General features: G+C 58.6%; 14 protein-coding genes. 12 read left to right on the top strand and 2 right to left on the bottom strand.

From position 1 onward, the window contains the following. Window positions 1–8 precede the first annotated feature (8 nt). Genes KDN35_RS03515 through rbsB form a run of 6 tightly spaced genes read left to right on the top strand, consistent with a single transcriptional unit; the run spans window position 9 to window position 5,762 of the window. Window positions 9–1,013, top strand: a complete 1,005-nt coding sequence (locus KDN35_RS03515) for a LacI family DNA-binding transcriptional regulator (protein WP_171565922.1) — start codon at window positions 9–11, stop codon at window positions 1,011–1,013. After that, a complete protein-coding gene (gene rbsK, locus KDN35_RS03510; protein WP_212132085.1) occupies window positions 1,010–1,927 on the top strand; it encodes a ribokinase in 918 nt (305 codons plus the stop codon). The genes KDN35_RS03515 and rbsK overlap by 4 nt, the downstream gene beginning before the upstream one ends. A gap of 9 nt (window positions 1,928–1,936) precedes the next feature. Continuing rightward, on the top strand, window positions 1,937–2,332 hold the full coding sequence (rbsD, locus tag KDN35_RS03505; RefSeq protein ID WP_171565924.1) for a D-ribose pyranase: 396 nt from the start codon (window positions 1,937–1,939) through the stop codon (window positions 2,330–2,332). Window positions 2,333–2,359: 27 nt separating this feature from the next. Further along, complete coding sequence (locus KDN35_RS03500) at window positions 2,360–3,868, top strand: sugar ABC transporter ATP-binding protein (protein WP_171565925.1); 1,509 nt, start codon at window positions 2,360–2,362, stop codon at window positions 3,866–3,868. Beyond that, the gene (locus tag KDN35_RS03495; protein WP_230077323.1) at window positions 3,858–4,784 is read left to right on the top strand and encodes an ABC transporter permease; all 927 of its coding nucleotides are present in this window, start codon (window positions 3,858–3,860) and stop codon (window positions 4,782–4,784) included. Before KDN35_RS03500 ends, KDN35_RS03495 begins: the two co-directional genes overlap by 11 nt. Window positions 4,785–4,808: 24 nt before the next feature. Beyond that, a complete protein-coding gene (gene rbsB, locus KDN35_RS03490; RefSeq protein ID WP_171565927.1) occupies window positions 4,809–5,762 on the top strand; it encodes a ribose ABC transporter substrate-binding protein RbsB in 954 nt (317 codons plus the stop codon). 58 nt (window positions 5,763–5,820) lie between these two features. Here rbsB and KDN35_RS03485 read toward each other — a convergent pair whose 3' ends face one another. After that, window positions 5,821–6,366 carry a PadR family transcriptional regulator gene (locus tag KDN35_RS03485; protein WP_212132084.1) on the bottom strand — a complete coding sequence of 182 codons (546 nt, stop codon included), beginning with the start codon at window positions 6,364–6,366 and terminating at the stop codon, window positions 5,821–5,823. Between the two features lie 215 nt (window positions 6,367–6,581). Here KDN35_RS03485 and KDN35_RS03480 point away from each other — a divergent pair, with 215 nt between their 5' ends. From KDN35_RS03480 to KDN35_RS03455, 6 genes are all read left to right on the top strand, one after another. Further along, window positions 6,582–7,568 carry an ABC transporter ATP-binding protein gene (locus KDN35_RS03480; RefSeq protein WP_171565929.1) on the top strand — a complete coding sequence of 329 codons (987 nt, stop codon included), beginning with the start codon at window positions 6,582–6,584 and terminating at the stop codon, window positions 7,566–7,568. Further along, window positions 7,565–8,416, top strand: a complete 852-nt coding sequence (locus tag KDN35_RS03475) for an ABC transporter permease (protein WP_171565930.1) — start codon at window positions 7,565–7,567, stop codon at window positions 8,414–8,416. The genes KDN35_RS03480 and KDN35_RS03475 overlap by 4 nt, the downstream gene beginning before the upstream one ends. Next, complete coding sequence (locus KDN35_RS03470) at window positions 8,413–9,204, top strand: ABC transporter permease (protein ID WP_171565932.1); 792 nt, start codon at window positions 8,413–8,415, stop codon at window positions 9,202–9,204. Before KDN35_RS03475 ends, KDN35_RS03470 begins: the two co-directional genes overlap by 4 nt. 42 nt (window positions 9,205–9,246) lie before the next feature. Then, on the top strand, window positions 9,247–10,302 hold the full coding sequence (locus KDN35_RS03465; protein WP_212132083.1) for an ABC transporter substrate-binding protein: 1,056 nt from the start codon (window positions 9,247–9,249) through the stop codon (window positions 10,300–10,302). Window positions 10,303–10,518: 216 nt separating this feature from the next. Next, window positions 10,519–11,337 (top strand): alpha/beta fold hydrolase, encoded by an 819-nt coding sequence (locus KDN35_RS03460; protein WP_212132082.1) that lies wholly within the window; start codon window positions 10,519–10,521, stop codon window positions 11,335–11,337. 78 nt (window positions 11,338–11,415) lie between these two features. After that, window positions 11,416–12,096, top strand: a complete 681-nt coding sequence (locus tag KDN35_RS03455) for a hypothetical protein (protein ID WP_171565940.1) — start codon at window positions 11,416–11,418, stop codon at window positions 12,094–12,096. A 103-nt stretch (window positions 12,097–12,199) separates the two neighbouring features. Here KDN35_RS03455 and KDN35_RS03450 read toward each other — a convergent pair whose 3' ends face one another. Beyond that, window positions 12,200–13,063, bottom strand: coding sequence for a metal-dependent hydrolase (locus KDN35_RS03450; protein ID WP_171565941.1), 864 nt, complete (start codon window positions 13,061–13,063; stop codon window positions 12,200–12,202). Between the last annotated feature and the right edge of the window lie 178 nt (window positions 13,064–13,241).

The raw sequence follows: 13,241 nt of genomic DNA, 5'->3' as shown, positions 1-13,241 counted from the left end.
AAGCAGACATGGCGACGATTCGCGATGTAGCCAGACTGGCGGGCGTCTCCGTGGCGACAGTGTCCCGGGTGCTCAACCAAAACGGCTACGTGAACAAGGAAACGGAACAAAAAGTGCGCAGAGCGATTGAGCAGCTCAGGTACGAACCGAATGCGGTGGCGCGGGGCTTGGCCGGCAAACAGACAGGCACGATTGCCCTGATACTGCCCGACATCACCAACCCGTTTTTTCCCGAGATGGCCCGCGGCGTGGAGGACGCGGCACAGGCGCAGGGGTACACGGTGATTCTGTGCAACTCCGACGACCAGGGACAAAAGGAAAAGTCATACATCGAAATGCTCCGCAAAAAGTACATCGACGGCATCATTTTCGCCTCCAACACCCTGGGGCAGGAAGACGTGGAGCAGATGCGGAGCAACAACATTCCGCTGGTCGTGCTCGACCGGGCGCCCACTCGGCAGTTGTGCAGCGTGATCCGTTCACAAAACTACGAAGGGGCCAAACTGGCGGTCCGCCACCTGCTGGACGTGGGGTGCCGGAAAATCGCCCACATCTACGGCCCGCAGGAGCTGATCACGGCGAAAAAACGGCTGCTCGGCTACGAGGAGACGGTGATGCACTTCCCCTGGTACACGCCCAGCCTGATGGTGCCCGGCCACTTCCGCGTGGATGGCGGATTTGATGCCGTCAAGGAGCTGTTGAAGCGGCACCCGGACGTGGACGGCATTTTCTGCGGCAACGATCTGATGGCGGTCGGCGCGTTAAAAGCGCTGTACCAATTGGGCGTAAGAGTGCCGGAGGACGTGGCGCTGATCGGTTTTGATGGGATCGGGTTGACTGAACTGACCCAGCCGGAGCTGTCCACGGTGGCCCAGCCCATTTACGAGATGGGAGTGCTTGCGGCCAAAGTCTTGATGGAAACGATTGAGACCGGCGTGATGGAGCCAAGGCTGTACGAGCTGGAGGTCACCCTCGTTGCGCGGGAATCCACGAAAAGGAGAGCGGAAGCATGAACAAGATCCCTTCGATTGTCGTAATCGGCAGTTTGAACATCGACATCGTGGTGGAAGCGGACCGGCCGCCTCAAATGGGCGAAACGGTGTCCGGCAGCCAGGTGCATTTCATTCCCGGAGGCAAAGGTTCCAACCAGGCGGTGGCCGCTGCCCGGCTGGGAGCGCGAACAGCGATGATCGGGGCTGTCGGCGGCGATCCGTTTGGCGCGGAACTGCTGCAATCGCTGAAGCGTGAAGGCATCGACACAAGCGCAGTCAAAACCGTAAGCGGGACGCACACCGGCGTTGCCTCAATCCTGCTGTCGCAAGGAGACAACCAGATTATCGTCGTCGCCGGGGCAAACGGTCACTGCACTCCGGCTGACATCGACCGGCACCAGGAGCTTGTCAGACAGGCGGACGCGGTGCTCCTGCAGTTGGAAATTCCGCTGGAGACGGTCCAGTACGCGGCCCAGACGGCCAAGCGGCTCGGCAAGGCGGTCGTGCTCAACCCGGCTCCGGCCCGGCCGCTGCCCGACGACCTGCTCTCCCATGTGGATGTGCTGATTCCGAATGAAACGGAGCTGTACCTTTTGGCGGAAGCGGACGAACGCACCAAGCTGGTCGATGCGATGCGCCGTCTGCAGGACAAAGGGGTGCGGACCATCGTCACCACGCTCGGCGCCAAGGGTGCGGCGTATCTGACAGAAGACGGAGCGTTTGGCCGCGTTCCCGGCCACAAGGTGGATGTGGTGGATACGACAGGAGCAGGCGATGCGTTCAACGCCGGATTTGCCTTTGCGCTTGCAACAGGCGAGACAGTGCCTGCGGCGGTGGCGTTTGCCGTCAAGGTGGGGGCGCTGGCCGTCACCAGGCTGGGGGCGCACGCCGGAATGCCGACGCTTGCACAGGTGCAGGAATTTGCCGCAGAGTAGGAGGACGCCATGAAAAAACAGGGGATACTCAACAGTGAATTGTCGGCGCTGATCAGCAGACTGGGACACACGGACCGGATCGTCATTTGCGATGCCGGCCTGCCGATTCCCGAATTCGTTCCGCGCATTGATCTGGCTGTGTTGCCGGGACTGCCGTCGTTCTTTGACGTGCTGCAGGCGGTCCTGATCGAGATGCAGGTGGAGCGGGTGATCTACGCGGAGGAATGGCAGCGGGTCAACCCGCAGGCCGTCCGGCGGCTGGAAGCGGAACTGCCCGGCGCCGAACGGGACATCGTCAGCCACGAAATGTTCAAGCAGCTGACCAGGGAAGCCCGGGCGGTGATCCGTACGGGTGAGTGCACGCCGTACGCCAACGTGATCCTGCAGGCAGGCGTCATCTTCTAAAGCGCGAGGCGAAGGGAGGGAGAGCGCATGAGTGACTACTTGTTGGAGATGAAGGAGATCAGCAAGTCGTTCCCCGGGGTAAAGGTGCTGGACGGGGTGATGCTCAACCTGAAGCGCGGCGAAGTGCTTGCGCTGATGGGCGAAAACGGGGCGGGCAAATCCACCCTGATGAAAATTCTCGGCGGCATCTACCAGCGGGACGGCGGCACGATTGTCGTCAAGGGGCAGACGCAGGAAACGATGACCCCCGACATCGCCGCCAAACGGGGCATCGCCATCATCCACCAGGAGCTGAACCTGATCCCGCACCTGTCCGTCATGGAAAACATCTTTCTCGGCCGCGAGTTTACCTACGGCAAAAGCGGGCTTGTAAACTGGTCCCGGATGCGGACGGAAGCAAAGCGCTGGCTGGAGCAGCTGGCGATCGACCTGGATCCGGCGACGCTGGTGGGCAACCTGTCCGTCGGGCAGCAGCAGATGATCGAAATTGCCAAAGCGCTGTCGATGCAGGCGGATATCCTGGTGCTGGACGAACCGACGGCGGCGCTGACCAACCGGGAGATCGACGCCCTCTTTGAGGTGATTGCCGCCCTCAAACAGAAAGGGGTGGGCATGATCTACATTTCCCACCGCATGGAGGAGATTTTCCAGATCAGCGACCGGATCACGGTGCTGCGGGATGGCAAATACGTGGGAACAGTGACGACGGAACAGACCAACCTGGATGAACTGGTAAAAATGATGGTCGGCCGGGAAATCACGGATCGCTTCCCGAAAGTGGAAGTGAAGCCTGGCGAGGAACGGCTTCGCGTGGAGAACCTCACCGTCCGCGGCAAGCTGTCCGGCATCTCCTTTTCCCTGAGAAGCGGTGAGATTGTCGGCGTGGCCGGCTTGATGGGAGCAGGCCGCACCGAGATGGCCAAAGCGCTGTTCGGCGCGGAGAAGATGGACGGCGGCGCCATTTTCGTCGACGGCAAGCAAGTCCGCATCAGCCAGCCGATCGACGCGATCCGGGCAGGCATTGCGCTGGTGACCGAGGACCGAAAAGAGGAGGGGCTGGTGCTGCCGCTCTCTGTGCGGGAAAACATCGCACTGCCCAATCTGGCAAAGCTCTCGTCGCTGGGCGTGATGAACCGGCAGGCGGAGCGGACATTGAGTGAGGAGACGATTCGGCGGCTGTTGATCAAGACATCCGGCGGGGAACAGGCGGCCGGCTCGCTCTCCGGCGGCAATCAGCAAAAAGTGGTGATCGGCAAATGGCTGGCCACCAAGCCGAAGATTTTGATTTTGGACGAACCGACCCGAGGGGTCGACATCGGAGCGAAAAAAGAGATTTACGACATCATGAACCGCCTGGCCCAGGAAGGCGTGGCCATCCTGATGATTTCCTCCGAACTGCCGGAGGTGCTGGGGATGAGCGACCGGGTGCTAGTCATGCACGAGGGGCGCATCACCGGATCGTTTTCACGGGCGGAAGCGACACAGGAATTGATCATGCATGCGGCGACGGGAGGGACGAACACCCATGCGGTTTAACCTATTGCAGCGGATGGGCCCGCTCCTCGGGCTGGCCTTGATTGTCATCGTACTGTCCATTATTAGCGACGACTTTTTGACCCTCAGCAACATTTTCAACGTGCTGCGGCAGATCTCCATCAACGCCCTGATCGCGTTCGGGATGACCTTCGTCATCCTGACGGGCGGGATCGACTTGTCCGTTGGCTCCATTCTGGCCCTGTCCAGCGCCATCACGGCCGGCTTGATGACCGGCGGGATGGACACGACGCTGGCCGTCCTGATTGGCCTGATGGCCGGCATGGCGATGGGAGCCGTCAACGGCCTGATCATCGCCAAGGGAAAAGTCGCCCCGTTTATCGCCACGCTGGCGACGATGACCGTGTTTCGCGGACTGACGCTTGTCTATACGGAAGGAAAGCCGATCACCGGCCTGAATCCCGATTTTGCCATGCTGGGGAAAGGCTTTTTCCTGGAGATTCCGATGCCGGTCATCTGGATGGTGCTCTCCTTTGTCGTGCTGTACTTCATCCTGCGTCACACGACGTTTGGGCGTCACGTCTACGCGCTCGGCAGCAACGAGGAAGCGACGAGGCTGTCCGGCATCAGCACGACCCGGGTGAAGGTATGGGTCTACACGATCAGCGGGCTGTTTGCCGCTCTGAGCGGAATTATCCTCGCCTCCCGCCTCAACTCTGCGCAGCCGACGGCGGGGACTGCGTACGAACTGGATGCGATTGCTGCCGTCGTGCTGGGCGGAACCAGTCTGGCCGGCGGACGCGGCTGGATCGTCGGCACCCTGATCGGGGCGATGATCATCGGTGTGTTAGACAACGGTCTCAATCTGCTCAATGTCTCCTCTTTCTACCAGGCGGTGGTCAAAGGGGCAGTCATCCTGGTGGCAGTATTGCTCGACCGGTCTAAATCCAATAAATAATGATCACATAGGGGGAAGGTACACATGAAAAGGTTTTTGAAGTTGGCGTTGGCTTCGTCTCTGGTGCTGTCGGTGCTGGCCGGCTGCTCCACGTCGTCCAGTCTGGAAAACAAGGCACCGGATCAGTCGTCCCAAGGTGGCTCTGGTGCTGCGGCAGACGGCACAATCACCATCGGTCTGGCCGTGTCCACGCTGAACAACCCGTTCTTTGTCACGCTCAAGGAAGGGGCGGAAAAGGCAGCAAGCGAGGCCGGCGCAAAGCTGATCGTCGTCGACGCGCAGGATGACACCGCCAAGCAGATCAGCGGCGTGGAAGACCTGATCCAGAAAAAGGTGGACGTCATCCTGATCAACCCAACGGACAGCGCCGCCATCACCACCGCAGTGGAAGCGGCCAATCAGGCCAACATTCCGGTAATCACCGTCGACCGTGCGGCAGAAGGCGGAAACGTCGTCTCCCACATCGCCTCTGACAACGAAAAAGGAGGCAAAATGGCGGGCGAGTTCATTCTGGAGAAGCTGGGCGGCAAGGGCAACATCGTCGAGCTGCAGGGCATCGCCGGCACCTCCGCGGCCCGCGACCGCGGCAAAGGGTTCCACGAAGCCGTTGACAACAAGGACGGTGTAAAAGTGGTGGCTCAGCAGCCGGCTGACTTTGACCGCGCCAAAGGATTGAGTGTAATGGAAAACATTCTGCAGGGCAACAAGGACATTCAGGCCGTCTTCGCCCACAACGACGAGATGGCGCTGGGCGCACTGCAGGCGATCGAAGCGGCGGGCAAACAGATCCTGGTGGTCGGCTTTGACGCTACCGACGACGCAGTCAAAGCGGTCAACGAGGGCAAAATGGCGGCAACCGTCGCGCAAAAACCGGCTGCAATCGGGGAGACGGCTGTGCAAACGGCAATCAGCGTGGCAAAAGGAGAGAAAGTGGACAGCTTCATCCCGGTTGATCTGGAGCTGGTGACGAAAAAGTAACACCGGAAATGAGCCTCCTGTCTGTACGGCGGGAGGTTTTTTTGCGCATGGATTGGATTTAAGGCCGGGAGTTGTTCAACAGGTCCATCACCCAGCGGCACCACTCCATTTCCTCGCGCATGCTGCTGATGGCGCGGCGGATCAGAATGTATTCGCCAAAGGAGGGAGTGCGGGGGTCTTGCGGCAGGCCGTCGCAGGCCTTCTCCAGCTCTTGTAAAAAGGTCTCAAACATCTGCAGCTGCTCCCGGCAGTACGCTTCCCGCTCGGCAAACAGGTTGCGGGCCGACTCAGTATCTGTCAACCACAGGCAGTACGACTTGAGAAACAGCTCGTCGCGAAACACCGGCTCCGAAGTCGGTTCCGCCAGCCACTCCCGCAAAGCCTCGCGTCCCTTTTCGGTAATCGAATACACTTTTTTGTCCGGCCGGTCTATCTGGTGTACGCGGGTAAATTCCACATACCCCTCCTGCTCCATTTTGGCCAGCAGGGGGTAAATCTGGCTGTGTTTGGCCTGCCAAAACGGTTGAAGCTGCAGCATCAAGTCATAGCCGGAGCTGGGCGTGCGCGCCACCAGCCCGAGCAGTCCGTACGCAAGCGGATTCACGTTGTAGCCTCCTGTCATCGTTACGTTTGAGACTATTATAGGAAGAGGTGGAAACGTTTTCAACTTGGCGTGTTTGCCCGCCGCCATCGCGCCGAAAACTCGCTCGGAAAAATTTGATCGACAAGACCCTCCACCTGTTTACAAAACGTGTCATCCACGTTATATTTACCTAGATTGGTTATGAGTATTTTGACATATGGTGAGACGATGACCAGATGAAAACGATCATTGCCCTGGAGTCAATTGAAAAGCACTTTTCAGGTTCCGTGGTGATTCCTCCCCTGTCCCTAACCATTGGTGAAGGGGAATTTCTGACGCTGTTGGGGCCGAGCGGCTGCGGCAAAACGACACTGCTGCGCATGATCGCCGGTTTTGAGGAGCCGACAGCCGGGGAGATCTATCTGGACGGGAAGCCGTTGACCAACGTTCCCCCCTACAGGCGCGACATGAACATGGTGTTCCAGCAGTACGCCTTGTTTCCGCACATGACGGTGGAAGAGAACATCCTGTTCGGACTGAAAATGAAGAAAGTGCCTGCTGCGGAACAGCAGCGGCGGCTGGAGGAAGCCCTGCAGTACACGCATCTCGCTGAGCTTCGCAAGCGGACGCCGAAACAGCTGTCCGGCGGGCAGCAGCAGCGCGTGGCCATTGCCCGGGCAATCGTCAACAACCCGAAGGTGCTGCTGTTGGACGAGCCATTGGGAGCGCTGGACTATCAACTGCGCAAAAATCTGCAGTTGGAATTAAAGAATTTGCAGAAAAATTTAGGTATTACCTTTGTCTACGTGACGCACGACCAGGAAGAGGCGATGGCGATGTCCGACCGGATTGCAGTCATGAACAAGGGGCGGATCGAGCAGATCGCCACACCGGCCGAGATTTACAACCGACCGCGCACCCTGTTCGTCGCCACGTTCATCGGTGAAAACAACATTTTCCGCAGCGGTGACGCCAACATCGCCGTCCGTCCGGAAAAAATCAGGCTGTATCCGCTTGAAGCGGAGCAGGACAAGCACCGCATGACCGGCCGGATCATTGACATGGTGTTTCTCGGCAACCTGCGCAAGCTGTACATTCGGCTGTACGAGGAGGACATGACCGTGCTGGCCCACCAGTACGCAGGCGACAGCCGCAGCTGGCGGGAGGGCGATCAAGTGGCGATCGGATGGGCACCCGAGGACGAGGTGACGCTCTGGTTATGACCACCAAACGGCTCAAGCTATTGGCGCTGCCGGCCCTGGTGTGGCTGGGGGCGCTCTTCGTCCTGCCGCTATTGATGATCGCTGCCCTTTCCTTTTTGAAACGCGGCACCTACGGCCAGATCGTGTATCAGGGGACGCTGGACAACTACACGCGCATCATTGATCCGCTGTACGGAGACATCTTCCTGGACACGCTGGCCATTTCCGTGCTGACGACGTTTCTCGCGCTCGTCTGCGGCTATCCGCTGGCGTACCACATCTCGCGGATGCGGCGGTCGGCGCAGAAAATCTGGCTGCTGCTGGTCATGATCCCGTTTTGGATCAATTTTCTCGTTCGCTCGTACGCCTGGGTGATCATTTTGCGCTCGCAAGGTGTAATCAACACCGTGCTACAGTCGCTCGGCCTGATCGACGAACCGCTGCCGCTGTTGTACAACTCCGGCTCGGTGCTGCTGGGGATGGTCTACACCCTGCTGCCGTTCATGGTGCTGCCGATCTACGTCTCGCTGGAGCAGATGGACCGGCGCAAGCTGGAGGCGGCGTACGACCTGGGTGCGACGCCGTGGAAAGCCTTTTGGCACGTCACCTTGCCGCTGAGCAAGACAGGCGTGGTCACCGGTTCCATTCTGGTTTTCGTGTCGTCCATCGGCATGTTCGTCGTGCCTGACGTGATGGGCGGGGCGAAATCGGCCCTGATCGGCAACGTCATCCAGAACCAGTTCCTCTCCGCACGCGACTGGCCGTTTGGCTCGGCGCTTTCGATCGTTTTGATGCTTTTGTCGATGCTGTTGATCTTCCTTTACTACCGTGCCACCAAAGCGGCCGGGCCAAAGGAGGGAGCAGCATGAGCAGCTGGCGGCGCCGAGCACTATCCGGTTATTCCTGGGCGATGCTGGTCTTTTTGTACCTGCCGATCGCCGTTTTGATGCTGTATTCGTTCAACCAGTCGCGCATCAATGCCGTCTGGAGCGGGTTTACGTGGAAATGGTACGTTTCCTTGTTTGAAAACCGGCAGGTGATGGAAGCATTGGGCAACAGCTTGTCCATCGCGCTGATCAGCAGTGTGCTGGCCACGCTCCTGGGTACGGCGGCGGCATTGGCGTTAAAGCATTTCTCGCTTCGCTGGCGCAGCATCGTTCAATCCCTGATCTACCTGCCGATCGTCATCCCGGAAATCATGATGGGGCTGTCGCTGTTGGTGCTGTTCAGCCAACTGCACATCGAGCTGGGCAAAGCGACGCTGGTGATGGCGCATGTCACCTTCAGCATGCCGTTTGTGATGGTCATCATCATGGCGCGGCTGGCCGACATGGGCAGCGAACTGGAAGAGGCGGCACAGGATTTGGGTGCCACTCCCTGGGAGACGCTGCGCCATGTGACGCTGCCGCTGATCTCGCCCAGCATTCTCGCCGGGCTGCTGATGTCCTTTACGCTCTCGCTGGACGACTTCATTATTTCGTTCTTTGTCGCCGGGCCCAACTCGACGACGCTGCCGCTGTACATCTACGGCCTGGTTAAACGCGGCGTGTCTCCGGAGGTAAACGCGCTCTCCACGCTGATGATCGCCTGCACGGTGCTGCTGGTGGTCATCGCTGAGCTTCTCCGGCGCAAGGACTCCAAATCGATCACGTTGTAACCAGGACACAAACAACCGTTTACGGGAGGTTGAACTCGTCACATGAAAGTGCTGAAGTCCCTGTTGATCGGCGCGATGTCCGCCGCCCTCGCCTTTTCCGCCGTCGGCTGCTCCTCTTCCGAGCAAGAGGAGCAGGTGCTGAACATCTACAGTTGGGCTGACAACTTTAACCCGGATGTGATCAAGGAGTTTGAGCAGACGTACAACGTCAAGGTCAACTACGACGTGTACGGCAGCAACGAAGAAATGCTGGCCAAAATCCAGGCGGGCGCTTCCGGTTACGACCTGATCCAGCCGTCCGACTACATGGTGGGAACGTTGATCCAGCTCGGCTTGCTGGAAGAGCTGAACAAGGAGAACATCCCCAACCTGAAGAACATCGTCTCCACGTTCCAGACGCCGCCGTTTGACCCGGGCAACAAGTATTCGATCGTGTATACCTGGGGCATTACGGGGATCGCCTACAACAAAAAGTACGTGAAAGAGCCGATCACCAGCTGGCAGGACCTGTGGAACCCTGCGTACAAGGGACGTGTGATCCTGCTGAACGACCCGCGCGAAGTCATGGGCATGGCGCTGATCAAAAACGGCTTCTCCAACAGCACCAAGGACAAGGGCGAACTGGAGAAGGCGTTTGCGGATCTGAAGGGCCTTTTGCCCAGTGTGATCGCGTTTGACACGGACAACATCAAGCAGAAAATGATCGCCGAAGAAGCGTGGATTGGCACCGTTTGGTCCGGCGACGCGTCGTTTATCAACGCGCAAAACCAGGATGTCGCGTACGTCATCCCGAAAGAAGGGGCCACAATCTGGGCGGACACGCTGGCCATTCCCAAAGGAGCCAAACACAAGGAACTGGCGGAGAAGTTTATCAACTTCCTGATGGACCCGCAGGTCAGCGTGAAAAACTACGAGTTCATCGGCTACAGCAACCCGAACGAAAAGGCGTACCCGCTGCACAGCGAAGAATACCGCGCCAACAAGATGATCTTCTTGGACAAAGCGGACATCGATCGGGCCGAATGGCTTGTCGACGTGGGCGACACGCTGCAGGAGTACGACCGGTACTGGACTGAACTAAAGAGTGGACGTGAATAAGCGCAAGTCCCGTTTCACCGCACATGTGGCGGCGGCGGGACGCGTGCAGCCAGCCCGGCAGCGAGGACATCTCCCGTGTGCCGGGCCGTTGTTTTTTCAGCGCACATCGCGACCCATACGTGACGTCCGGACTTTTTGGGGGGGGTATCTCGTATATTGTGTGAATTGTCTGGACACAACCGGGTGATGTGTGCAATAGTGGTGGCGTGAGAAAAAATGGAAATCGATCTCGTAACGCAATCCGGATGGATCGAAGCGAACGGCACCCGCTTCTACTACGAAGCACAGGGAACGGGAGAGCCGCTGCTGCTGATTCACGGACTCAATCTGGACACGCGCATGTGGGAGAGACAGGCGGCGGTGTTTGCCCAATTCTATCGCGTCATCCGCTTTGATCTGCGCGGCATGGGCCGGACGCCCATCGGGGAGGGCCCCTATACGCTGTACGGGGATGCCCGCGCCGTGCTGGAGGGATTGGGTGTGAAACGGGCCCATGTCGTCGGCCTGTCATTCGGCGGGACGGTGGCCCAGGAGTTTGCCCTGGCCTGGCCGGAGATGGTGAAGCGGCTCGTACTCGTCTCGTCCGGTCTGCTCGGCCACCCGCGATCGGAGCGACGGCAGCGGGATGCAGGCCGCATAGCAGAGCTGATTGAATCAGGCAGCCGGGAAGAGGCAGTGGAGCTGGCGGCGCGGATGTGGTTTGACGGGCCGGATCAGCCGGTCAACACAGAGGCGGGAGAAGCAAGGGAGAGCTTTCGGCTGATGACCGCGCATGCCTACTCGCTGCCGCCGGTGACCCAAATGCCCGCGTGGCTGTCACCGCTGCCGAAAGACCGGCTGGAAGAGATCAAGGTACCGACGCTGGTAATTGCCGGTGCCAGAGACTACGAGGACTTTTTGCAGATCGCCGACGAGCTGGCGGCACGCATATCCGGCGCGGAAAAAGCAGTGCTGGAGGCGTCGGCTCACATTCCGCCGATGGACCAGCCGGAGGCGTTTAACCGGCTGGTGCTCGACTTCCTGGGGCGGAAGTGAAGGGAAGCAGAAAAACGAAGGCTGTACTTATCCGCAAGATGGGCTTGCAAAGACAGCTAAGGAGGCAAAAAGACTCTAGTGAAGAAATGGCTGCTGCTTGTTGTGACAGCTGTTGTCCTGATCGGCTGTACGTCATCGAACAGCGAGCAAGGGGAACGAATACAACCTGTTCAATTAGAAGAGGGGGATGCAACCAACATCCCCGATTGGTTGTTCGATTCATTCAGACAAAAGTTTAGTCAACCAGATGAAATCAAGAAAGAAAGCATTACGCTTGTGTATCTTCGGATGGATCGAAAAAACAGGGCACCCGAAATAGCCGCCTTCCTGACAACGAGCCATATGGAAGGCTGGTTTGTTCTGTATGCGGAAGAAAACGGCGCATACAGAGAGGTGTATGCCAAGGGTGAGCCAGTATATGGTCTGCAGGTTCACGGTGCCGTTGATCACATGATTTCATTTGTATCCGGGCTTGGCGGTTCCGGCGTACAGAAAAACAATTACCATCTCATCAAATACACAAAGCAGGGTTACAAAGAAGTGTGGAATGGCGTAGCTTATGATGTGTTGGCGAACGGCCCCCCGCCGTTACACAAGAAGTTTGGCACGTTTTTTATCGATGAACATACAGGCACACTGTATTACAAGCAGACTGCCTACAACTATAACGAGGACTTCGAACACGTAAGTTCGACCAAAGAAACTTCACAAGTCTATCACTATGATGAAGAGAAGGACGTTTTCATCCCCTCTTCCTGATACCAGACGGACTGCTTCGCTCGCCGCGCGTTTCGCGAGTCAGCCGACATTCCGGCCGCTGTGCCGCTGACGCGGCGAGCACACAGTCGTGATCGTGTGCTGATTACTTGTCGATGTACTCGTACAAAAACGACTCGCCCCGGTCGCCAAAACGCGGATCGAAGACGGCCAGACGCTCAGGCGTGTCAACGACGACGACCATCGGCGCCCACTGGTAGAGCGTGCGGGCAGCCGGATTTTGCTCGAACAGCGGCGTCAGGTCGGCCTGCTCGGCGGTGGTGAGGCGCTGAAGCAGCACCGGCTCCGACCAGACGGAGGCGCGGTGAATGTCCACAGTGGTTCCCTGTTTGCTGATCACCTTGTACGAACCAGGCACAAAGTCGGCGGCCAGCACGACCTGCTCGTACCGGTCTGCAAACGAATGCTTCACGATCTGGCCCTGCACCGTCTGGCTGGCGATCTCCAGCACCAGTAGGCAGGCAACGGCGCGAAAGACGAGATGGCGCGGCCATTTGCCGAAACGGCTGAGGAGATAGCCGGCGAGCATGATCGCCCACATGACCAGATCGATAATCGGGACGGTGCCGATGGAGACGCGCTGCTGGGAAAACGGCTCCCAGTAGCCGGTGCCCCACGGATTGAAAATGTCGGTGGTGATGTGGACAAAGAGGGCGAGCATGGCGAGCGGGAAAATGCGCTTGTCAGCCACCCGCCACCACCATCGGGCGATGCCGGTCAAAAGCGCGGCCCACACCGGCACGAGCAGGACCGAGTGGGTAATGCCGCGATGCCACATCAGGTATTGGCCGCCTGTATCCCACAATTGGGAGACGACGTCGATGTCGGGCAGTTCGCTTCCGGCAAGCGAGGTGAACAAGAGCGCCCGCTTTTCCGCTTTGGACAGGTGTTCAGTGCGAATCGACCTGTAGAGAACTGCGCCGATAAGCGCGTGTGTGACCGTATCCATGGATAAGAAACCCCTCCCACTGCACAGCATGTAAGGTAAGCGTACCACAGAATTATCCAGGCAAACAGCGGGGGGACGTACGGCCGCTTTTTCTGGGCATTCGGCCTGCCTGACTGCAAGACCGCTGCATGTATAATGAAACGGCAATCAAAAATTGCAAATGCTGGGGGGGAGAAAG

The organism is Brevibacillus sp. NL20B1 (assembly GCF_018195675.1).
Lineage (GTDB): Bacteria > Bacillota > Bacilli > Brevibacillales > Brevibacillaceae > Brevibacillus > Brevibacillus aydinogluensis.
The sequence above is the reverse complement of the archived record's forward strand: the minus strand, read 5'-3'. Positions and strand labels throughout refer to the sequence as shown.